This is a genomic window from Halomonas sp. 707B3, assembly GCF_024158645.1.
GTDB lineage: Bacteria > Pseudomonadota > Gammaproteobacteria > Pseudomonadales > Halomonadaceae > Vreelandella > Vreelandella lionensis.
Window position 1 is genome coordinate 1 of sequence record NZ_JAMZBE010000028.1, and the last position, 20,919, is coordinate 20,919.

Genomic DNA, 20,919 nt, shown 5'->3' on the forward strand with positions numbered 1-20,919 from the left:
GCATTGACGATAACAGTGCGCTGCGTATTAACGTAATGAGTCATACGCAGGATAACCCAGGACGCGATATTGTTGATCAAGAGCGCCAAGGTGTTTACGCCGCTTACGTGTGGGGGCTAGAGGGCGACACCCAGGTGGAGGTCGACTTTTTACATACTCGCCAAAACAACACGCCCGACCAAGGGATTCCATTTGACCGTGAAGGTTTTAGTGGTGATGCCAGTCAGCTAGGTGCTAATGGCCGCACAGCCAGTGGGCAGCGTGCTAGCGACGGTTACTACACCGGTGCTTTACCACCGGGAATAGATTACAGCGACTATTTTGGCCATGTAGATGACTATCAAGACATTGATGTGAATCAGCTCGGCCTAGCAGTAGAGCATCGCTTTAATCAACAGGTGAGCTTGCGTAACCAGCTGCGAGTCAGTCGTGTTGAGAACGATTCCTTAACGTCATCGCCACGCTTAATCGTGCCTGAAACAGCCTTCGGGAGCGGTGATTTTTCTCAAGTACAGGTACGCGGTGACTTAAAGCCTCGTGATCAAACAGACACATCCTTCTTCAACCAAACAGATTTAGTGGTAAATTTCGATACGGGGTCGCTTCAGCATGATTTGGTGCTGGGTGCAGAGGTCGGCTACGTCGATATTAAAAATGATCGTCGCCCGGATGTAAGAGGTCCAGCTACTGATCTTTATAACCCTGCGCCGCGTACCCGCCCAGAAGTGCCTTATGATGGCACGCGCCATCGCTTAGAGTCTGAGCAGATTGGTCTGTATGCCCTCGATACTGTGGCATTGGATCCTAAATGGGACGTTCACGCTGGCGTGCGCTGGGATCACGTCGAATCTACCGCGACGGATTACGGGTGGGTTGACCCCATTGGCCCTATTTCTCGCACCGACAGTGAGTGGAGCGGTAACTTGGGGTTAGTCTTCACGCCTACTGATAATGGCAGTGTTTATGCATCGGTAGGAACCGCCTTTGATGTAACGGGTACCTTTGACCGAGGCCTTGTACAGCTAGCGGGCGGCGGCAATGCGTTAAGTGGCGGTCGAGAAGATATAGTTGATTTAAACGCATTTAATACAGACCCCGAACAAACCGTTGCTTATGAGTTAGGCACTAAATGGAACCTAGCAGACAACTTGCTGGTGAGTGCTGCGCTGTTCCGCACCGATAAAACCAATGCTCGAACACCTGCCGCTGGTGGCGGTGACTTGTTGAATGTGCTGGATGGCGAGCAGCGTGTAGAAGGGTTCGAAATAGGTGCGATGGGTAGCCTGACTCCTGGCTGGAAGCTCTACACTAGCTACACCTTTATGGATTCCGAAGTGCTGAGTTCAAATAATGCCTGGGAAGTTGGTTCACGCTTAGGAGGAACGCCAGAGCATACGTTTAACTTCTGGACAGACTACGAAGTGACGTCTCAATGGACCATTGGGGGCGGTATGGAGTATGTGGCCGATCAAGTCAATAACGTAGCATCAGAACCGGGTGCGCGTCGTCGTCAGGTGAGTGTGGATAGTTACTCACTTTTTCATGCGTCTACTGCCTATCGATTTAATGAAGAGCTACAACTGCGCGTGAATGGCTTTAACTTGATGGATGAAGAGTACATTTCTCAAGTAGCAGAGGGCGGAGCTCAGGGCATACCTGGGCCTGGCCGTCATGTCATTGCCACGCTGCGTTATGACTTTTAAGCCACCTATGTAGAGGCTTGTGATGATTGTCAGTTTTGAAAATATTCTGACACCTGAAGAGCTGGCGGCGGTTCGCCGCCAGCTGCACGCAGCCGAGTGGGCACGTGGAATAAGTGCCGGCCCACAGGCACGGCAGGTGAAGAAAAATCTCCAAATACCGGAAAGTTCTGAGGTGCTCAGAGAGCTTCGTGTACTCGTCATGCGAGCACTCAACCGAACCCCAGAACTGATGAGTGCGGTGATGCCCTTTAAAATCATACCGCCTAATTTTAACCGCTACACGGTAGAAGATAGCCACTATGGCCAGCATATTGACAGCACGTTACGCTCGCTGCCGGATGGCAGCTATTTGCGTACCGATGTATCGGCCACGCTCTTCTTATCGGACCCCAGCGAATACGAGGGGGGAGAGCTAAAAATAACCGATACCTTCGGCGAGCAGACGATTAAGCTCCCTGCAGGCAGTTTGGTGACGTACCCTTCGGGCACGCTTCATGAAGTGACGCCGGTTACTCAAGGTGAGCGGTTGGGCTGTTATATGTTTATGCAAAGCCTTATTCGGGACACCGAACAACGGCGTTTGCTGTATGAGATGGATAACGCGTTACGCGCACTGCGAGCCGCACAGGGCGAGTCCAATAAAGAGCTAGTAGCTTTAACGGGAACGTATAACAACCTTGTCAGAATGTGGTCAGAGTGCTAATGGAGTGAATGTTGGAGCTAGGAGGACTCGCTTTCTTTCGATTGATTGCCAGCGCCATACGCGCTGGCTTTTTTTGATTAGGGTGCACATCCCTGTGCATGAAAATCGGTGCGGCTAGATATGCGTATCGGCCGCTAGCTGTTCGATGGAGCGCGCCACGCTGCGGGCGTCTTGCAGAATTTTATTCACGATGGCGTCAATTTCACTAACACTGGTTTGGCTGGCTTTACCCTGTTGAATGACCTGTTGCATGGCTTGGGTGGTGCGCTCCACTAGGCTGCTATTATCTTTTAGCACCTGCGTTATTTGAGCAACCGCCTCGGTGGAGCCCTTGGCGAGTTGGCGTACCTCGTTGGCGACTACTGCAAAGCCTCGGCCCTGTTCGCCTGCGCGGGCGGCTTCTACTGCGGCGTTAAGAGAAAGTAGATTGGTTTGGCTGGCAATCTTGGCGATAGATTCGGTAATCGCATTTATGCTTTGCGACTGCTTGTGCAGCGCGTCGATCAGTTCTTGTGCTTTTGCTAGGGTTTGCGCTGCCTGCTCTGAGCCTTTCACCATTTCATCTAAGTGGTCCAGGCTATCTTTGGCGGTGCGTTCAATTTGTGAAGTGCTGCTTTGTGCTGAACTGATGGTGCCTGAGGTGGCGTTGGCTTTTTCTACTAAAGGGGTAATGTCGCTGGCGAACTTTACCACTTCTATCACAGTGCCACTGGCATCTTTCACAGGGTTGTAGGTGGCTTCCAGCCATACGGATTTGCCCTGTGCGTCTATCCTCTCAAAGCGGCCTTTATTGAATTCACCGTTAGCAAGGTTTTGCCAGAAGTTAGGCTGTTGCCGGTAAAAGTTCGGGCGGCAGAACATTTGATGATGCTTGCCAATCAATTCGGCTTTTTGATACCCCATGACGCTTTCAAAATTCTGATTTACATCGAGAATATAGCCTTCCGGCGAGAACTCGATCACGGCCATGGAGCGGTGCAGCGCTTCTAGTAGCGCATCTTGGTGCTGGGCTTCCTGGTGGCTTTGGGTTACCTCGTTCGCTACTTTGAAAATTTCCGTCACTTTGCCGGTACGCGAGTAAATAGGCAGGTAGGTGGCTTCTAGCCAAACTTCTTCACCGTTCTCTTTAAAGCGTCGAAATCGTCCGTGGTGGCTTTCGCCAGAGGCCAACGACTGCCAAAACTGTTGGTACTCGGGGCGTTGTGCTTCAGCGGCATCGCAGAAGATACGGTGATGCTGCCCTTGGATATCCTCCAGGCGGCACCCCATCACTTTTAAAAATGCTTGGCTGGCATGTTTGATAACCCCTTGAGGTGTAAAGAAAATACAAGCTGTGTGGTTAAGTAGCGCACTATAAAGAGGCGAGTTAAGAAGATTGATATACATTTTTGCCTTCTCTGTCTTTAGTCAGGTCATAAGAGGATCAGGCACAAGGGGTAGGTACCTAAGGTTAATATGGCATGGTTTTTTTATATTGGTAATTTTTATTACCTCTAATAGTAATTTTTTATTATTTTTTATTGTGTTTCAGTGTGGATGCGTTTCATAACATTGTTATAGCGAATAAAGTGTGAGCAGAATTTAAATTTAATTTTGTAAGTAATTGATAATAATGAGGCCTTTCGGGCGGCGTTTCATCAATCTTGACAGGTAGGTGTTAAATGTCCGATAAAGAATAGCTAATTTTTTAGGGGGATTCTTGTTCAGCGTTGTAAAGGCACAATGTCATGTTAAACAAGCAATGGCACTCTGTTAGTGAACGTAAAGCTGCGACTTCGGTTGACACGGAAACGTTGGATAGCTTGATTGCATCCGTGGCTATTTATTTTGATTTCCCCATAGCGTTAATTTCGATTGCTGCTCAAAAACAATGGTTTATTGCCAAATCTGGACTTAATGTAGATTTTGCTGCGTTAGAGGGTGCCTTCTGCCGCCATGTGCTAGCGCTTCGTGCGCCCCTCGTGATTGAAGATGCAAGCCTTCATCCAGATTTTTGCGACCACCCATTGGTACTTGCAGAGCCATGCATTCGCTTTTATGCAGGCGTGCCGCTGATGGTGGATGAAAGAGAGGTGGGTGCTATTTGTTTAATTGACGATAAGCCCAACACGCTTTCTTCCAAAGACCTACGTTTCTTGGAGTCGCTTAGCTATTTTATAAGTCACTATGTGCATCTTGCTGATAAACAAAAATGTTTTATAAGCGAAAGTGATTTATCTATGATCATCGAGCCTGCTGATGATGTAGGAATTTGGGGCTGGAAAATTTCCACTGACCGCAATGTGTTCAATCAGCGTTGGTGTGATCTGTTGGGCTTGGCGTTGAATGAGGTAGAAAATTTCTCCAATTTCTGGAAAAGTTTGGTTCATTCCGACGACTTTACACGGCTTAATAACGCGATTCGGAGCCATTTAGCCAACGATGGTTCAGCACTCAACGTGGATTATCGGATGCGCCATGGGGATGGCCGCTGGATATGGGTAAACACTTATGGTCGCGTAGTCGCCTATAATATTGCCGGTCGCCCTTTGCGTTTGTCATGTATCACCCGTGATATCTCTGAAAAGAAAAACGCTGAGCTACGTGAGCGTAAGCAGGTGCAGTTGCTTAACTTTATGAATCGAGCGCAGAGTGTCTTCCTTCATGAGAAGAATATCCGTCATTCCTGCGAGCTGATTTTTGATGAAATTTTGTCGCTTGCTGAAAGCCAGTTTGGGCTGATTGGCCAAATAATGGTACAGGGAGAAGACTCTAAGGCACTGTTTATACATGCACTTTCCAACATTAGTTGGAGTGAAGAAGCCAACGAACTGTATCGTGCCTACCAGCGGGGTGAGCTGTTTTTTAATGATCTAAATAATTTGTTTGGCCATGTGGTGACCAGCGGTAACGTGTTGATTGCTAATCGCCCTCACTATGCCTCACGTGGCACGCCATCAGGGCACCCGCCCTTACTGCGCTTTTTAGGGCTGCCTATTAAGATTGGTAATGAAACCGTTGGTATGATTGGTTTGGCCAACAAAGCAGAAGATTATACTGAGGAAGATGCCCTATTTCTGCAGCCGTTATTAGATACGTTGGGGGCACTTTTTTATGCATTTGAAGTTGAGAAATCTCGCTATTCAGCTGAGCAAAAATTGCGTTACTTAGCTGAAACTGATGTGCTAACCGGGCTGCCTAACCGTAGAGCTTTTATAGAGCGTGTATCTGGGTTTTATTCTCAAAAAGCATCATATTTTACTATTGCTATCATTGATATTGACTATTTTAAGTTGGTTAATGATCAGTATGGTCATCAGGCGGGCGATGAAGTGCTTAAGGAGGTTGCCTTTCGTTTAAGTGCTTTTTTAAACTCAGGAGATTTAGTAGCAAGAATGGGAGGAGAGGAGTTTGGTGTCTGTTTATATGATACAGAGGGTGCCTCCATACTTGAGGTGTTGCGTGAGTCGATTGCCGCAGAGCCGATTGCGACTAGTGAAGGAGAGGTCAATGTCACGGTAAGTATTGGTGCGTGCCAAGTTAGCTCGCAGAGGAGCGCTGATCGCTGGGAAGATGATCTGCGATATGCTGATCTGGCGCTTTACCGCGCAAAGAAAGAGGGGCGTAACCGAGTCAGGTGGCACATGCCGAGTATGGCTACAAATTTCACATAGGTTAGCTAGCGAAAGGGCAGGTGGTTCGCCTAGGCTAATGATTGACACCTCTTTGTTGAATCTCTATAACGCTATTTCACCCACTACCTAGAGCTTCCATGTTCCTCCTCATCACGATTGCCACCTTTTCAATCGCGTTCTCCTTTCTGTGTTCTATTCTTGAGGCAGCGCTGCTGTCGATTACGCCGAGCTATATTGCCAAGCAAAAAGAAGACAATCCCAAACTTCACACCGCGCTGACCAAACTGAAAACCAATATCGATCGGCCGCTTGCCGCGATTCTGACGCTCAATACGATTGCCCATACGGTCGGGGCAACGGCGGTGGGCGCTCAGGCAGCGGTCGTGTTTGGTGAGTCATCTATTGCGATTGTCTCTGCCGTGATGACCATGCTGATTCTGATTCTGTCAGAGATCATCCCCAAGACGATCGGTGCTACCTACTGGCGTGGCCTAGCGCCGCTGTTGCCGAAGCTGCTCAACCCGATGATTATGGGTCTGCTGCCGTTTATTTGGATGTCGGAGCAGATTACCCGCCGCTTAGGTAAGTCAGAGCATGACGTGGATCTGCGCGATGAGATCAAAGTGCTGGCGCGGGTTGGCCTGGAAGAGCAAGTGTTGGACGCCGATGAGTCGCGCACCATCATCAACATGCTCAACCTGCACGACATTGCGGTGAATAAGGCCATGACGCCTCGCACCGTGTGTGAGACCGTGCCACCGAACATGACCGTTAGCGAATTTGACGAGCAGTACGGTAAAGCGCCGTTTACTCGCTTCCCGGTGATGGATAACGGCGAACAGGCATTTGGCTACGTACACAAGGCGGATATGTACCACGCCGACGACACCAAAACGATGCGTGAGCTGATGCACCCCATTGGTAGCGTCGAGGTGTCCAATAATGTGGAGCAGGTATTTACCTCCATGTTGAAAGATCACCTGCACATGCGGGTGGTTTACGATGAGCATGGCACTTTTGTAGGGCTAATCACGCTGGAAGATATTATTGAGACCATTCTCGGCCAAGATATCGTCGATGAAACCGACAGCGTGGCGAACCTGCGCCACTACGCGAAACAGCGTTGGGTCAAACGCATTAAACGCGAAGATAAGAATGTGAAACCGGCAGAGTGAACGCTGCCATAACCTCATTGTCTTAGCGTGAAACGTTCTATAGTGAAGGCGTTGAAAGTCATATAAGGTATGAGAGCCACTTCACTTTAACGAGGAGCAACGATGTCATTACGTATCAATGCAGTCGTGCCTGACTTTGAAGCAGAAACCAGCCAAGGGCCGATTCGTTTTCACGATTGGATCGGCGATAGCTGGGCGATTCTCTTCTCGCACCCCAAAGACTTCACACCGGTGTGCACCACTGAGTTTGGCGCAGTAGCGAAACTGAGTGCCGAATGGGAAAAGCGCGGCACTAAGGTAATTGGTGTTTCTGTTGACGGCGTGGAAGACCACAAGCGCTGGGCAGGCGATATCGAAACCGCGAGCGGCAGCAGCGTGGGTTTCCCCATCATTGCTGATGAAGGCCTCAAAGTCTCCAAGCTGTTCGATATGCTGCCGGAAGATGCCTACCTGCCCGATGGCCGCACGCCAGCGGACAGCGCCACCGTGCGTTCGGTCTTCATCATCGGCCCGGATAAGCAGCTAAAGCTCTCCATGACCTACCCGATGACCGTAGGCCGTAACTTTGCCGAAATTTTGCGTGCGCTGGATGCGCTGCAAACCACGGCAAAGCATGGCATTGCCACCCCGGCGGATTGGACGGTCGGCCAGGATGTCATCATTCCGCCCAGCGTCTCAGACGAGGACGCCAAGCAGAAATTTGGTGAATTTGACGCTGTGCTGCCTTACCTGCGCAAGACCAAGCTGCGTTAATCGCGCGAAAAGCAGTCGATTGGAAGCCCCGCCAGTGCCACTGTCGGGGCTTTTTTATGTTAGGCGGGTTCTAGCGTTAGGCGTTCGATAGAGTGGGAGACACTTTGAGCCCCCTGAAGTATCTCATTCACAATCGACTCGATTTCTTGCACGCTAGTTTGGCTGGTATGGCCTTGTTCAACTACCCGCTGCATCGCCTCGGTGGTGCGTAGCACTAGCGCGCTATTCTCTTTGAGTACCCGGGTAATTTCATTGACGGCTTCGCTAGAGCCTCGTGCTAGCTGGCGTACTTCGTTGGCCACTACGGCAAAGCCGCGCCCCTGCTCGCCCGCTCTAGCCGCTTCAACAGCTGCGTTTAGAGAGAGCAGATTGGTTTGGCTGGCAATTTGGGCGATGGTATTCGCCGTTTTATTGATCTGCTCTGCTTGATTGTTCAATGCGCTGATCAGTTCCTGGGCATTTCCTAACGTATCGCTGGCATGTTGAAAGTGAGAAATCACTTTGTGTAAGTGTTCTAAGCCTTCTTGGGCGATGCGCTCCGTTTGATTAGAGGATGTGCGAGCACTGCTTACCGTTGCCTTGGCGGCTTCGCTAGCTTCAATCGCGCGGGTGATATCGGTAGCGAATTTCACCACTTTTACTACCTTGCCCTCGTTATCCACGATAGGGTTATAAGTAGCTTCTAGCCATACAACGCGGCCTTGAGCATTCAGGCGCATAAACTTGCCCTGTTTAAACTCACCATTAGCCAGTTGCTTCCAAAAGTTAGGTTGTTGCTGATAGAACTCTTTCGCGCAAAACATGCGGTGGTGCTCGCCGCGTATCTTATGAAGCGGGTAGCCCATGGCCTGCTCAAAATTCTTATTAGCGTTTAAAATGTGGCCATCGGGAGTGAATTCGATTACTGCCATGGAGTTGTTCAGCGCCTGCAAAATCGCTCGTTCACGGGACGCTTTTTGGTGTTTTTCAGTGACATCACTGGCCACTTTGAATACCTGTATGACTTTGCCGCGCCGGTTTTTAATCGGCACATAGGTTGCTTCTAGCCACACTTCTTCACCATGCGCATTGAGGCGTCTAAAGTGTCCTTTTTGACTCTCGCCAGCGGCCAAAGCTTGCCAAAAATTGCTGTATTCGCTGCTGCGAGTCTCTTCAATAAAACAGAATAGCCGATGATGCTGCCCTTTCACTTGCTCAAGCGTATAGCCAACCGTTTCGAGAAACAGCGGGCTGGCATCCCGAATGATGCCTTCAGGTGAAAAGTAGATACAGGCAGTGTGCTCGTGAAGCGCACTACGTAAGTCTCCAGAGGCAAAGGGGCTTAACATGATGGCAAGGTCTCAAGTGCAGCGCTGTAAATGCGCTTAGAATAGACCAGTTTTTTATAAAAAACACTGTTCTGTATCGCTATGGCACAAAATGTAACAACGGTAACTCTATGTACTTGTTTTTATTAAAGTTAAATTTTATAGGCTTGTAAAAAGAGTTTTTGTAGATAAGAACCCTGAGTACATAGGCCAGATATACAGGCTTCCCCGGGCATGGCGGTATGCTAAAAAGCGTTATGTATCATGCTGCTTGTCTTCACGGTGAGTGGGAGTGGCAGGATGGTGGTCACCCACATGATGCAGTAGGTCAAACTGACGCGCGCATGCGCGGCAGGCACTGCAGATAGACAGATGAAAGCGCAGTGCGGTGCGCTCTTTGAAGGTAAGTGCTCTATCAAGCTTGAGCGACATCAAGCGTGTCGCTTCCCGGCACATTAGCATGTGCATCTCCTCCTGCTAACGAACCCAACCGTTGTCTAAGCACTCTCTTAGGCGCAGCCGTGCTCTGTGTAAAATAACCCAGCAGTTAGTTTCAGAGACGCCGGTTTCCTTACAAATCTCCTCGGTTGATAGCCCAATAAGTTCGCGCAGGCTAAAGATACGAGCAATATTATCGGGTAGTGCGAGCATGCAGGCGTCAAACACCTGCCAAAAGTGCTGATTTTCCAATACATGTTCTGGCTTCCCCCAGTCGTTGGGGCGAGCGTTGGGTTGCCAATGCCCATTGGCTTCAAACAGGCGGTCTAGGGTATCGTCGTCTAGGTCGTCATCTAGCGGCTGCCAGCGCCCCTGTTTTTTCTGGTGGCGTAGCTGATCTAGAATCTTGAATTTCAAGATGCCAAATACCCAGGTTTCAAACTCTGAGCGGCCTTCAAACGTCGTGCTTTTTTCAAAGGCGGTCAGCAAAGTTTCTTGAACGACATCTTCGGCGGCGGCTGAGTCCCTTAGCTGTAAGCGCGCAAAGGCAAGTAGGCGAGGGCGCATGTAGCTGAAATGCGTGGCGGCCAGTGAAGCGGTGATGGTCACAGTGTCCCCTTGTCGTTGTTGGTTCCTTCTCATCGCACATCGAGTTTACGATATTCATGGAAAATACGCTGTTATTAGGATTTTTAGGCAGTTTAGTGGCTGGGTTGTTAACTGCTGTTGGGGCGCTGCCTGTGCTGCTGGGAAAAACACCCAGCCGAGGGTTTCGTGATTTAGCGTTGGGCTTTGCGGCAGGTGTGATGCTGGCTGCGTCGTTTTTCTCACTAATTATTCCGGCGCTAGATGCCGCAGAGATCTACTATTCGGGCGGGCCAATTCCGGCGGCACTGGTGTGCACCGCTATTTTGTTGGGCATGGCGGCGATTGCACTGCTCAACGAACGCTTACCCCACGAGCACTTTCAACAGGGGCGGGAAGGGCCGGAGGCTGCTTCGCTGCGTCGGGTATGGCTGTTTGTGTTTGCCATTGCAATTCACAACCTGCCGGAAGGCTTGGCGGTCGGCGTTGGCTTTGGTGCCAATGGCTTAGAGGGCGGAATGCCGCTGGCAATTGGCATTGGCTTGCAGAACATGCCGGAAGGGTTAGCGGTAGCCGTGGCGCTGATGGGGGAAGGCTACTCCAAGTGGCGCTCCTGGTCGATTGCGGCGCTAACGGGGTTAATTGAACCGATTGGCGGGCTGTTTGGCGCCAGCGTCGTCACCGTTTCTCAAGTGCTGTTGCCCTGGGGCCTGGCGTTTGCTGCAGGTGCCATGCTCTACGTGATTAGCCACGAAATCATTCCCGAAACCCATCGCTGCGGCCATCAAAAGAAAGCGACGTTTGGCCTAGCGATGGGCTTGGTGATCATGCTGTTTCTCGATGTATGGCTGGGCTAGGTTTAGCCTTTTAAGTGCTCCACCAACGCCTGGGCGAAGGTATCGGTGGTGCCGGTACCGCCCATATCGGGTGTGACCATATCGCGGCGGTTCTCCAGTACAGCGCGAATCCCCTGACGAATGGCATCCCCCTTGGCGGTCATGCCGAGGTGGTCGAGCATCTGAGCAGCGGCTAATAGCAGCGCACAAGGGTTGGCAATTTTCTTGCCTGCAATGTCGGGTGCCGAGCCGTGTACCGCTTCAAAAATGGCCGCTTTTTCACCGATGTTCGCCCCTGGGGCGAGGCCCAAACCGCCCACGAGTCCAGCGCACAGGTCGGAGAGGATATCGCCGAACAGGTTGGTGGTGACTACCACATCGAATTGGTGAGGGTTCATAACCAGCTGCATACAGGCGTTATCCACGATCATCTCTTGGAATTCGATCTCGGGATACTCGCTGGCCACTTCACGGGCAACGTCTAAAAACAGGCCGGAGCTGGTCTTGATGATGTTGGCTTTGTGAACGGCGGTGACCTTCTTGCGACCATTCTGTTTGGCTAGCTCAAAGGCGTAACGCACGATGCGCTCGGAGCCTTTGCGGGTCACTTTGATCACCGAGATGCCGGTATTGCCGTCGTCGAGCATCTCTTGGCCATCGGAGAGGTAAGCCCCTTCAGTGTTTTCCCGCACGGTGATCATGTCGATATCATCGTAGCGGGAGCGGGTGCCGGGAAAGCTGATGGCGGGGCGCACGTTGGCATAGAGGTCAAAGTGGCGGCGTAGCTGCACGTTAATCGATGAAAAGCCCTTACCAATCGGCGTGGTGAGCGGGCCTTTCAGGGCAATGCCGTGCTTTTCAATGGCATCCAACGAGGCTTGAGGAATCAGCGTGCCGTGTTTTTCAAGCGCTACCAGGCCCGCGTCAATAAACTCGTAGTCCAGCCCGCACTCAAGGGCGTCTAGCACTTGCAGGGTGGCATCCATGATTTCAGGGCCGATGCCGTCGCCTTTAATCACTGCTACTGTCTGGCTCATGTGCGGTTCCTCTCGTTGGGTAAGGTAGAAAGTGGCGAGGAAAGGGCGGTGGGGCCGCCGTTTGAGTGCCATGGTAAGCCAAGCTTAGGGATCAGGTCATCGTCTAAACGTCTAGGGTGACGGGTGCGAATTGGCCTGTTTGCTGGTAGAATGCCGCGCTCAAGGCGACTGGAACGCACTTAGCTGCCGCCATCTCGCCTGAATAACGATGATAGAACAGCAAGGTTTATCTGTAATGAACAATGCAATGGCAGCCGTTGCTCTGCCGACACCAGGGCTGATGACTCCACCCTAGGTTCTCCCTCCTTAATTAGCGCCATAACGCTCTTCGCGTTATATCGGTGCTATGGCACCCCGTTGCCGCTATTTGGCTATCGGCGCGTTTGCGTCTTCGATTGGTAGCATTCATCCGACAATCTATTACTAACGTGCGCTCTTGGGCTGCCTTTGTGTGCGGCTGCGGCGCGCAATGTCTTTAAACCCCTAACCATGGACTCCCTGAATGGCACTTTTCAGTAAGCATGAGTGGTTCTCTAACATTAAGGGCGACACGCTCTCAGGTATTGTCGTCGCGCTGGCGCTAATTCCTGAAGCGATCGCCTTTTCGATTATCGCGGGCGTGGACCCGAAAGTGGGGCTTTATGCCTCGTTCTGTATTGCGGTCGTTATCGCCTTTACCGGTGGTCGCCCGGGCATGATCTCTGCGGCCACAGGGGCGATGGCGCTGCTGATGGTGACACTGGTGAAAGAGCATGGCCTGGAGTACTTGCTGGCCGCCACGCTGCTGACCGGCGTGCTGCAAATTATCGCGGGCTACCTGCGGCTGGCGGAGCTGATGCGCTTTGTCTCCCGCTCGGTAGTCACCGGGTTTGTGAATGCGCTGGCGATCCTGATTTTTATGGCGCAACTGCCGGAGCTTACCAACGTGACGTGGCATGTGTATGCCATGACGCTGGCCGGCCTGGGGATTATCTACTTGTTCCCTTATTTGCCGAAGATTGGCAAGTCGGTTCCTTCGCCGCTGGTGTGCATCGTGGTGCTGACCGTGGTGTATATGGTGAGCGGTATGGATATTCGCACCGTGGGCGATATGGGCGAGCTGCCGGATACGCTGCCGGTTTTCCTATGGCCGAACGTGCCGTTAAATCTTGAAACCCTGATGATTATTTTCCCTTACGCCGTGATGCTGGCAGTCGTTGGCCTGCTGGAATCCATGATGACCGCCACGATTGTGGATGATCTTACTGACACGCCCAGCGATAAAAACCGCGAGTGTAAAGGCCAAGGGGTGGCCAATATTGGCGCTGGTTTAATGGGCGGTATGGCCGGTTGCGCGATGATTGGCCAGTCGGTGATCAACATTAAATCGGGTGGCCGGACGCGTTTATCGACGCTGATTGCAGGCGTAGTGTTGCTGCTGATGGTGGTGTTCTTGGCGGATTGGGTGTCGCAAATCCCCATGGCGGCGCTGGTCGCAGTGATGATTATGGTTTCGATTGGTACCTTTAGCTGGGAGTCCATCCGCGACCTGAAAAAGCACCCGATGAGCACCAATATCGTTATGCTGGCGACTGTGGCGGTCACGGTAGGCACCCATAACCTAGCCATCGGTGTTTTTGTGGGCGTGCTATTGGCGGCGATGTTCTTCGCCAATAAAGTCGGCAACATCATGTACGTGGGCTCTCAAGAAGTAGAGGCCGGTAAAGAGCGCGAATACCAAGTGGTTGGGCAGGTGTTTTTTGCCTCGTCCGAGCGCTTTATGGCCGCGTTTGATTTCAAAGAGAGCATCGATAAGGTGACCATTAACCTATCGAAGGCGCACTTCTGGGATGTGACCGCCGTTCAAGCGCTTGACCGTGTAGTGATTAAATTCCGCCGTGAAGGCACCGCGGTCGAGCTAGTGGGCTTGAACGAAGCAAGCGCCACCGTGGTGGACCGCTACGCCGTTCACAACGACCCGGAAGCCGTTGAAAAACTGATGGGCGGCCACTAAACCAGGCAAGGAGAACAGCATGACTGAACACGTACTCGCCGCCATTGACGGCTCCCAATTTGCCGAAGGCGTTTGCGACTATGCCGCCTGGGCAAGCCTGGCCTTGGATGCGCCGCTAAGCTTTGTGCACGTAGTGGATAACCACTCCAGAGCGCCCGAAGAGCAAAATTTATCCGGCAGCCTGCGCTTCGGTGCCCGCGAAAAGCTGATGGAAGAACTCTCAGCGCTTGATGAGCAGCGTGCCAGGGTAAATCGTGAGCAAGGCAAGCTGATGCTCGAAGCGGCCAAGGCCAGGGCGGTGGAAGATGGGGTAAGTAGCCCCACAACCCGCCAGTTAAACGGCACGCTAGTGGAAACACTGGTAGAGCTGGAAAAAGACGTGCGCCTGCTAGTGGTAGGCAAGCGCGGCGAAACCGCCCATCAAGCCAGTGGGCACCTGGGCGCCAACCTAGAGCGGGTGGTGCGGGAAATGCATCGCCCGATTTTGATGGTGCCGAAAGCCTTTCAGCGCCCGGAAAAGGTGCTGATTGCCTTTGATGGCAGCAAAACCGCCCGCAAAGGGGTGGAGATGCTGGCCCGCTCACCGCTATTTGCGGGGGCAACCTGCCATGTACTGATTGTCGGAGCAGAAACAGCCGAGCACCGCAGTGAGCTGGCGTGGGCGCTAAACACCCTGCGCGAAGCGGGGCATCAGGCACAAGGCGCCATCCGCGCGGGTGAGGTGGATGATGCGTTGCAAGCCTATGAGCAGGAAAACGGCATTGATCTGCTGGTGATGGGAGCCTACGGGCACTCGCGCATTCGCCATTTGCTGGTAGGCAGTACCACCACGGCCATGCTTCGAAGCAGCCGGATACCTGTGTTAATACTGCGTTAACCGCTTATTAAAAGTGCTTATTAAAAGCGCTTAAGCCGGGCTGCTCTTGCGAGTAGCCCGGCTTTTTTGTGGGAAGGTGTTAATGCTGCAGTGCAATACTGTGCTATTCGATACTATGCTGTTAGGCAGGTTGTTACCTATCCACTCTCTGGAATAGCGAGGAGCCTGCCGTGAACATGCCAACGTTGGAAAAATCGCCTATTGGCTTTGATGCAACCTCACCCTCTCACCGTTTTATTGCCGAGCTATTGCGCGAGGCTGGCATCCAACTGGATGGGAGCCGCCCTTGGGATATACAGCTGTACGCACCCGGCGTTATCGATAGCGCTCTTTCGCGAGGTAATCTGGGGCTTGGCGAAAGCTACATGCGGGGTGAGTGGGATGCTGTACGGGTAGACGAGCTGTTTTACCGCATCATGCGTGCCCAGCTTGGCCAACGCATTAAGCCCACCCAGCTGATTTACCACTCGCTACGTTCACGCCTGCTCAACCGCCAAACAGCGAAGCGGGCGTGGGAAGTAGGGGAGAAGCACTACAATCTCGGCAACGACTTTTATGCCGCGATGCTCGACCAGCGGATGACCTACACCTGTGGCTACTGGAAACATGCCCAAACGCTGGATGAAGCCCAGGAAGCCAAGCTTGACCTTATTTGTCGTAAGCTCCAGCTAAAACCAGGGATGCGTGTTCTGGATATCGGCTGCGGCTGGGGCAGTTTTATGGGCTACGCTGCCGAGCATTATGGGGTGGAGTGTGTGGGCCTGACCATTTCTAAGGAGCAGGCGGAGTTCGGGCAGCGGCTGCTAAGAAAGGGCTTACCGATAGAGTTTCGCCTGCAGGATTATCGTGATGAAAGCGAGACGTTTGACCGCGTGGTGAGTATCGGTATGTTTGAGCACGTAGGTCATAAAAATTATCGCGAGTATATGAGTGTTGTCCACCGCTGCTTAAAAGATGATGGGCTATTTTTGCTGCATACTATTGGTAAAAACTTAAGCAATACCGTGACCGACCCTTGGATTGATAAGTATATTTTTCCCAATGGTGAGTTGCCTACCTTAGGGCAAATCACAGACGCCGCCGAAGCACTGTTTGTTATTGAAGATATACATAACTTCGGGGCTGACTATGATCGCACCTTAATGGCTTGGCACCATAATTTCGAGACCCACTGGCCGCGATTTAAAGAGCAGTTTGGCGAGCATTTTTACCGCATGTGGCGCTACTATCTGCTGCTTTGTGCAGGAGCTTTCCGCGCCAGGGAAATTCATCTCTGGCAACTGGTGATGAGCAAACAGGGGGTGCTTGGCGGATATTCCCGTGTTAGCTAACCACTCGCTCCGGCAGCAGTTTGCCTGGCACCCAGCGGATAAAGGCCACCATGCCAAATAGCTCGACGAGCGATTGGCAAACAATCACGACTACGGCAGCCTGCCACCCGCTGGGCAGCGTTAGGGCAATGGGCAGCATGACAAAGGAGTTACGCGTACCAAAGCTAAATGCCAGCGTCCGGGCACTAGCGGGCGGTAATTTAAACAGCCCGCCGAGCACCCTGCCCAACAGCCCTGCGACGATGAGAAAGCCCACAAAAATGAGCACTGCCTGCCATAGCAGTGTGTGTAGCGCTAGCACCTGCGTGACCTGAGTCGCTGCGATAATCAACACGACGACTGCCAGCAACGGTACTGGCATTAGGCCAAGTGCGTGGGTGGTGCGCTCCACCGCTACATACCTGCGTGCCGCATGCTCCGTGAGCCAAGCGAGTAACAGAAGAAGAGCGATAATGCCTAAAAAGGCGCTCAATAGTGCGAGCGATAGGGTTAAATGAAGCCACTCACTGCCTAAGAACAGCCACAGGTAGGCCGGTAACGCGACCATCTGCACCAATAGCAGAAGCGGGGCGGCAGCAATGGCGCGTGCCGCATCGCCTTTGCCTAAGTGGGTAAAGGTAATAAACCAGTCGGTGCAGGGCATTAGCAGCACCAATAAGATACCCGCTAGTACTGGCGGCGGCAGGGGCAGCCACACTACCAACAATCCCAGCAGCGCAGGAATAACAATAAAATTACCCATTAATAACGCCGCCATAAAGCGTATATCTTGGAGACTTTGCTTTATCTGCAGTAGCGGGATTTGGGTGAAAGTGGCGTAGAGCAGTAAACCGAGCAGCGGCCATAGCGCCTGCTCAAGCGCTGCCACTTGTTCCGGGGCCAGTAGGCCCAGGCAAAGCCCGAGCACGATAAAAGCCAGATAAACCCAGGACTGCTGCTGCTCAAGCTGTTCGCGTATCAAGAGATTAGGCCGCTGGTTGGTTTAAAAAGGCCAAACGCTCGCCCATCCAGGCGGCGAATACACAGAGGGGCAGGCTGCCTATGCCGTAAAGCAGTGCGAGCTCTAGACTGCCCTGCTGTGCCAAGTGCAGCGTTTCCAGGCTGAAGAGCGAAAAGGTAGTGAAGCCGCCGCAAAACCCGGCCACTAACAGCGGCTGCTGGCGCGCCAGTTTGCCATGTGGCGCGCGTGAAGCTGTCGCGGCTAACCAGCCGATGAGGCAGGAGCCCAGCACGTTTACCAATAGCGTTCCCCAGGGGAAGTGGCTACCCAGAACGGCCATAGAAGCCAGCGAAACGCTATAGCGCAGCACGCTTCCCATAGCGCTGCCAAGGCCGACGGCTAGATAGGCGTTGATACTCATCAAGGACTCCTTGCTAACCCTGGGCCAACCACCAGCCTAGCGCTGCCATGGCGATGCCTAATAGTAACGTAGCGACCATATTGAGCGCGGCGCGAATTGCCTGGCCGCGCTGCCACAGCTCAAGGGTCTGCAAGCTAAACGCCGACACCGTGGTATAGCCGCCTAACAGGCCTGCTACCGCAAATAGCCAAAGCGACTGCGTATTAGCCACGCCGTAAACGCCTAGTAGCCAACCTGCTAATAGCGCTCCGCTAGCATTGACGCAGAGTGTTCCCCAGGGGAAGGCTTTACCCAGCGCATGAGCCATCGCGTTGGAAATGGCAAAGCGCCCGATACCCCCCAGTGCGCCGCCCAGTGCCACGAGTAATACGCTGGTGATGCCATGTCCCATGCTGCTCCTCGCCCTATGATGAATCTATTGATAGGCGGCTAATTGTAGCATCTGTATCCATCAAGGTCGGAGCGCCTAAAAACGTGCCGCTGACGGTGTTGCTGTCCAACGTCTTCGTGTACAACAGAGTCAGAATAACGACAACGTTTGGTGCACCCTCTCAAGGAGAAGCCAGTATGTCTGATTACGTGTTAGCAGCCATTGATGGGTCCCACTATTCAGAAAGTGTGTGTGACTATGCGGTTTGGGCAGCCACGGCGCTTTCGGCACCGCTGCGTTTTCTTCACACCGTTGATAACCACACGCAGGTGGCGGAGCCTGACTTAACCGGCCATCTAGGCCTGGGCACGCGAGAACATCTTCTGGAACAGCTCTCGGATATTGAAGAGCAGCGCGGCAAGCTTGCTCGCCAGCAGGGGCGCTTGATGTTGGATGCCGCAAAAGCGCGGGTAGAAGCGGCTGGGTTTGCAGAGCCGCCCTGTATGCAGCGCAATGGCACCCTGGTGGATACCTTGGCCGAGCATGAAAAAGAGATCCGCTTGCTGGTGCTAGGAAAGCGAGGGGAAACGGCCCACCAAGCCAGCGGCCACTTGGGCTCTAACCTTGAGCGCGTGGTACGTGAGCTCCACCGTCCCATCTTGATGGTGCCGAAGGCGTTTACGCTGCCCAAACGCGTGCTAATGGCCTTCGATGGCAGCAAAACAGCGCGAAAAGGCGTTGAAATGCTGGCGAAAAGCCCCTTGTTTGATGACGCATCATGCCATGTGGTGATTGTGGGCGCAGAGACGGCAGAGAATCACTCGCAGCTGCAGTGGGCTATGGATACCCTCCGGGCCGCAGGCCACCAAACCGAAGGCGCTATTCGCGCCGGTGAGGTGGAAGAGACGCTGCGCGCTTATAAGCAAGAAAAGGACATTGACCTGCTCGTTATGGGGGCTTACGGCCACTCGCGCATTCGTCATCTGCTGGTGGGCAGCACCACCACGGCAATGCTGCGTAACGCGCATTTACCGGTGTTGATACTGCGCTGAATAGCGGTTGACGCTAAACCCTGGCCAGCCGCTACCCCTTAGCGGCGGCCAGGCGGCTTACGCGAGGCTGGTGGCGACCTCTGGCTGAGTGGTGCGGGTTGGTTGCGCTGCGTTAATCCCCGATAGCACCGCTTTAAGCGAGGCGCTGACCGTGTCGCTATCTTCCGCCACGGCACAGATGCGCTGCCCATCAATATTAAGCTGCACGAAGGCAATGGCGTTGGCCTCGCTGTCGCCGCCTAGCGAGTGCTCGCTGTAATCGAGAATGGCCACATGGGTGCCGGTGTGTTTCTTCCAGGCGTCAGTGAATGATGACATCGCGCCATTTCCCGTGCCGGATAAGCGCAGCGTTTCGGCACCCTGCCACAGCGTCATATCGATACCTTCCTGCTGCCCCTTCGAGAGCCGGTAGTCGGCCAGCGCTAGCGGTGCGTCATGGGAGAAGTTATCGAACATCACTTGGCGAATCATCTCGCTAGAGAGCTCGCTGTTACGGCGCTCGCTCTCTTTCTGCACGTAAGGGGCCAGCGCTAGCATCATCCAGCGGGGCAGGTTAATGCCGTAGTCGCGCTCCAGTAGGAAGGCCATACCACCCTTACCCGACTGGCTGTTCACCCGAATGACCGCTTGGTAATCCCGCCCAATATCGTGGGGGTCGATCGGCAGGTAGGCCACTTGCCACGGCTCATCGGGTTTCTGGTGTTTGAGCGATTTGCGAATCGCATCCTGGTGGCTGCCTGAGAAGGCGGTGTAGACCATTTCGCCTACCCAGGGGTGGCGGGGGTGCATCGTAATGCCGGTACATTCGTGAACCACCTGGATGATTTCATCCGGGTTGGAAAGATCCAGCTCGGGGTCAATCCCCTGGCTGTAGAGGTTCATCGCCAGCGTGACAATATCCATATTGCCGGTGCGTTCGCCGTTACCCAGCAAGGTGCCCTCTACCCGGTCGGCACCCGCTAACAGGGCAAGCTCAGCCGAGGCCACGGCACCGCCACGATCATTGTGGGTGTGAACGGAAATAATCACGCTGTCGCGGCGGCTAATGTGCTGGCAGAAGTACTCGATTTGGTCGGCGTGATGATGCGGGCCAGCCACTTCTACCGTGGTGGGCAGGTTAAGAATGCACTTGTTGTCTGGGGTGGGCTGCCATACTTCCATCACCGCTTCGCAGATCGCCAGCGAGAAGTCGATTTCCGTGCTGGAGAAGCTCTCCGGCGAGTACTGGAAGCGCCAATCAACGTCTGGATATTGCGCGGCATAGGTTTTTACCCAGGTCGCCCCTTGCACTGCGATATCGGTAATACCATCGCGGTCCATCTCGAATACTCGCTCCCGCTGGATGGTCGAGGTGGAGTTGTACAGGTGGATAATGGCGCGTTTGGCGCCCACCAGCGAAGCAAACGTTTTTTCGATCAGGTGTTCGCGGCACTGTACCAGCACGGCAATGGTGACATCTTCCGGAATTTGATCCTCTTCGATCAACCAGCGCACGAAGTCGTAATCCGGCTGGCTGGCGGAGGGAAAGCCCACCATGACTTCCTTAATGCCCACTTTAATAATCTGGTGCCAAAAGCGCTGCTTTTGCTCAACTGTCATGGGCTCCAGTAGGGCTTGGTTACCATCGCGTAGGTCTTCGCTTACCCAGATAGGAGCGTGGGTAAGCTCCCGGTCGGGCCACTGGCGGTTAAAGGCGGGCACCCGCGGAGCAGGGCGATATTTGCGATGATCAAAAGCAGCCATGGTAAGTTTCCTGAAAACGTTGAGTTGTTTAGGGCGGCCGC

General features: G+C 53.1%; 19 protein-coding genes. 10 read left to right on the top strand and 9 right to left on the bottom strand.

What is annotated here, in order from left to right; all coding sequences use genetic code 11:
- Together BIS10_RS05865 and BIS10_RS05870 are read left to right on the top strand one after the other, a co-directional pair.
- Nucleotides 1-1,703: TonB-dependent siderophore receptor (locus tag BIS10_RS05865; RefSeq protein WP_253503365.1), on the top strand; the 1,703-nt coding region annotated here is incomplete at its 5' end.
- A 22-nt stretch (nucleotides 1,704-1,725) separates the two neighbouring features.
- Nucleotides 1,726-2,406 carry a Fe2+-dependent dioxygenase gene (locus tag BIS10_RS05870; protein ID WP_083024213.1) on the top strand — a complete coding sequence of 227 codons (681 nt, stop codon included), beginning with the start codon at nucleotides 1,726-1,728 and terminating at the stop codon, nucleotides 2,404-2,406.
- A 114-nt stretch (nucleotides 2,407-2,520) separates the two neighbouring features.
- On the opposite strand, the gene BIS10_RS05875 is transcribed toward BIS10_RS05870, so the two are convergent.
- Entirely contained in the window at nucleotides 2,521-3,792 is a 1,272-nt protein-coding gene (locus tag BIS10_RS05875) for a PAS domain-containing methyl-accepting chemotaxis protein (RefSeq protein WP_253503368.1), read from the bottom strand.
- Between the two features lie 341 nt (nucleotides 3,793-4,133).
- On the opposite strand from BIS10_RS05875, the gene BIS10_RS05880 reads away from it, so the two are divergent.
- The 3 genes from BIS10_RS05880 (at nucleotide 4,134) to BIS10_RS05890 (ending at nucleotide 7,948) form a co-directional block, all read left to right on the top strand.
- Nucleotides 4,134-6,059, top strand: coding sequence for a diguanylate cyclase domain-containing protein (locus BIS10_RS05880; RefSeq protein ID WP_253503370.1), 1,926 nt, complete (start codon nucleotides 4,134-4,136; stop codon nucleotides 6,057-6,059).
- A gap of 98 nt (nucleotides 6,060-6,157) precedes the next feature.
- Nucleotides 6,158-7,195 (top strand): CNNM domain-containing protein, encoded by a 1,038-nt coding sequence (locus BIS10_RS05885; protein ID WP_253503373.1) that lies wholly within the window; start codon nucleotides 6,158-6,160, stop codon nucleotides 7,193-7,195.
- A gap of 102 nt (nucleotides 7,196-7,297) precedes the next feature.
- Nucleotides 7,298-7,948, top strand: coding sequence for a peroxiredoxin (locus BIS10_RS05890; protein WP_253503376.1), 651 nt, complete (start codon nucleotides 7,298-7,300; stop codon nucleotides 7,946-7,948).
- Nucleotides 7,949-8,007: 59 nt separating this feature from the next.
- Here BIS10_RS05890 and BIS10_RS18885 read toward each other — a convergent pair whose 3' ends face one another.
- From BIS10_RS18885 to BIS10_RS05910, 3 genes are all read right to left on the bottom strand, one after another.
- On the bottom strand, nucleotides 8,008-9,276 hold the full coding sequence (locus BIS10_RS18885; protein ID WP_301281979.1) for a PAS domain-containing methyl-accepting chemotaxis protein: 1,269 nt from the start codon (nucleotides 9,274-9,276) through the stop codon (nucleotides 8,008-8,010).
- Between the two features lie 234 nt (nucleotides 9,277-9,510).
- A complete protein-coding gene (locus tag BIS10_RS05905; protein WP_253503378.1) occupies nucleotides 9,511-9,717 on the bottom strand; it encodes a zf-HC2 domain-containing protein in 207 nt (68 codons plus the stop codon).
- 15 nt (nucleotides 9,718-9,732) lie between these two features.
- A complete protein-coding gene (locus tag BIS10_RS05910) occupies nucleotides 9,733-10,302 on the bottom strand; it encodes a sigma-70 family RNA polymerase sigma factor (RefSeq protein ID WP_253503381.1) in 570 nt (189 codons plus the stop codon).
- Nucleotides 10,303-10,358: 56 nt separating this feature from the next.
- Here BIS10_RS05910 and BIS10_RS05915 point away from each other — a divergent pair, with 56 nt between their 5' ends.
- Nucleotides 10,359-11,135, top strand: a complete 777-nt coding sequence (locus BIS10_RS05915; protein ID WP_074210196.1) for a ZIP family metal transporter — start codon at nucleotides 10,359-10,361, stop codon at nucleotides 11,133-11,135.
- A 2-nt stretch (nucleotides 11,136-11,137) separates the two neighbouring features.
- Here the strand turns inward: BIS10_RS05915 and BIS10_RS05920 are convergent, their stop codons facing one another.
- Nucleotides 11,138-12,151, bottom strand: a complete 1,014-nt coding sequence (locus BIS10_RS05920) for an isocitrate dehydrogenase (protein ID WP_253503384.1) — start codon at nucleotides 12,149-12,151, stop codon at nucleotides 11,138-11,140.
- A gap of 502 nt (nucleotides 12,152-12,653) precedes the next feature.
- Between BIS10_RS05920 and BIS10_RS05925 the strand changes: the two genes are divergently transcribed.
- The 3 genes from BIS10_RS05925 to cfa all read left to right on the top strand — a co-directional run bounded on the left by BIS10_RS05925 (nucleotide 12,654) and on the right by cfa (nucleotide 16,352).
- On the top strand, nucleotides 12,654-14,144 hold the full coding sequence (locus BIS10_RS05925) for a SulP family inorganic anion transporter (protein ID WP_253503387.1): 1,491 nt from the start codon (nucleotides 12,654-12,656) through the stop codon (nucleotides 14,142-14,144).
- A 19-nt stretch (nucleotides 14,145-14,163) separates the two neighbouring features.
- Nucleotides 14,164-15,021 (top strand): universal stress protein, encoded by an 858-nt coding sequence (locus BIS10_RS05930; RefSeq protein WP_253503390.1) that lies wholly within the window; start codon nucleotides 14,164-14,166, stop codon nucleotides 15,019-15,021.
- Nucleotides 15,022-15,191: 170 nt separating this feature from the next.
- Nucleotides 15,192-16,352 carry a cyclopropane fatty acyl phospholipid synthase gene (gene cfa / locus BIS10_RS05935; protein WP_392567154.1) on the top strand — a complete coding sequence of 387 codons (1,161 nt, stop codon included), beginning with the start codon at nucleotides 15,192-15,194 and terminating at the stop codon, nucleotides 16,350-16,352.
- Here cfa and BIS10_RS05940 read toward each other — a convergent pair.
- The 3 genes from BIS10_RS05940 to crcB (BIS10_RS05950) are packed head-to-tail and all read right to left on the bottom strand — an operon-like array spanning nucleotide 16,345 to nucleotide 18,104.
- On the bottom strand, nucleotides 16,345-17,310 hold the full coding sequence (locus BIS10_RS05940; RefSeq protein ID WP_253503426.1) for an arsenic resistance protein: 966 nt from the start codon (nucleotides 17,308-17,310) through the stop codon (nucleotides 16,345-16,347). The genes cfa and BIS10_RS05940 overlap by 8 nt on opposite strands.
- A 7-nt stretch (nucleotides 17,311-17,317) precedes the next feature.
- Nucleotides 17,318-17,713 (bottom strand): fluoride efflux transporter CrcB, encoded by a 396-nt coding sequence (gene crcB / locus BIS10_RS05945; protein ID WP_253503393.1) that lies wholly within the window; start codon nucleotides 17,711-17,713, stop codon nucleotides 17,318-17,320.
- 13 nt (nucleotides 17,714-17,726) lie between these two features.
- Entirely contained in the window at nucleotides 17,727-18,104 is a 378-nt protein-coding gene (gene crcB, locus BIS10_RS05950) for a fluoride efflux transporter CrcB (RefSeq protein ID WP_253503396.1), read from the bottom strand.
- A gap of 176 nt (nucleotides 18,105-18,280) precedes the next feature.
- Between crcB (BIS10_RS05950) and BIS10_RS05955 the strand changes: the two genes are divergently transcribed.
- Nucleotides 18,281-19,135 (top strand): universal stress protein, encoded by an 855-nt coding sequence (locus BIS10_RS05955; RefSeq protein ID WP_253503398.1) that lies wholly within the window; start codon nucleotides 18,281-18,283, stop codon nucleotides 19,133-19,135.
- Between the two features lie 57 nt (nucleotides 19,136-19,192).
- On the opposite strand, the gene BIS10_RS05960 is transcribed toward BIS10_RS05955, so the two are convergent.
- Nucleotides 19,193-20,878 carry a 2-isopropylmalate synthase gene (locus tag BIS10_RS05960; RefSeq protein ID WP_253503401.1) on the bottom strand — a complete coding sequence of 562 codons (1,686 nt, stop codon included), beginning with the start codon at nucleotides 20,876-20,878 and terminating at the stop codon, nucleotides 19,193-19,195.
- Nucleotides 20,879-20,919 lie beyond the last annotated feature (41 nt).

What these genes read in the sequence shown, in the direction of transcription:
- BIS10_RS05870 (WP_083024213.1), top strand. Translation starts at nt 1,726, where the DNA reads ATGATTGTCAGTTTTGAAAATATTCTGACACCTGAAGAGCTGGCGGCG.
- BIS10_RS05875 (WP_253503368.1), bottom strand. Translation starts at nt 3,792, where the DNA reads ATGTATATCAATCTTCTTAACTCGCCTCTTTATAGTGCGCTACTTAAC.
- BIS10_RS05880 (WP_253503370.1), top strand. Translation starts at nt 4,134, where the DNA reads ATGTTAAACAAGCAATGGCACTCTGTTAGTGAACGTAAAGCTGCGACT.
- BIS10_RS05885 (WP_253503373.1), top strand. Translation starts at nt 6,158, where the DNA reads ATGTTCCTCCTCATCACGATTGCCACCTTTTCAATCGCGTTCTCCTTT.
- BIS10_RS05890 (WP_253503376.1), top strand. Translation starts at nt 7,298, where the DNA reads ATGTCATTACGTATCAATGCAGTCGTGCCTGACTTTGAAGCAGAAACC.
- BIS10_RS18885 (WP_301281979.1), bottom strand. Translation starts at nt 9,276, where the DNA reads ATGTTAAGCCCCTTTGCCTCTGGAGACTTACGTAGTGCGCTTCACGAG.
- BIS10_RS05905 (WP_253503378.1), bottom strand. Translation starts at nt 9,717, where the DNA reads ATGCTAATGTGCCGGGAAGCGACACGCTTGATGTCGCTCAAGCTTGAT.
- BIS10_RS05915 (WP_074210196.1), top strand. Translation starts at nt 10,359, where the DNA reads ATGGAAAATACGCTGTTATTAGGATTTTTAGGCAGTTTAGTGGCTGGG.
- BIS10_RS05920 (WP_253503384.1), bottom strand. Translation starts at nt 12,151, where the DNA reads ATGAGCCAGACAGTAGCAGTGATTAAAGGCGACGGCATCGGCCCTGAA.
- BIS10_RS05925 (WP_253503387.1), top strand. Translation starts at nt 12,654, where the DNA reads ATGGCACTTTTCAGTAAGCATGAGTGGTTCTCTAACATTAAGGGCGAC.
- BIS10_RS05930 (WP_253503390.1), top strand. Translation starts at nt 14,164, where the DNA reads ATGACTGAACACGTACTCGCCGCCATTGACGGCTCCCAATTTGCCGAA.
- crcB (WP_253503393.1), bottom strand. Translation starts at nt 17,713, where the DNA reads ATGAGTATCAACGCCTATCTAGCCGTCGGCCTTGGCAGCGCTATGGGA.
- crcB (WP_253503396.1), bottom strand. Translation starts at nt 18,104, where the DNA reads ATGGGACATGGCATCACCAGCGTATTACTCGTGGCACTGGGCGGCGCA.
- BIS10_RS05955 (WP_253503398.1), top strand. Translation starts at nt 18,281, where the DNA reads ATGTCTGATTACGTGTTAGCAGCCATTGATGGGTCCCACTATTCAGAA.
- BIS10_RS05960 (WP_253503401.1), bottom strand. Translation starts at nt 20,878, where the DNA reads ATGGCTGCTTTTGATCATCGCAAATATCGCCCTGCTCCGCGGGTGCCC.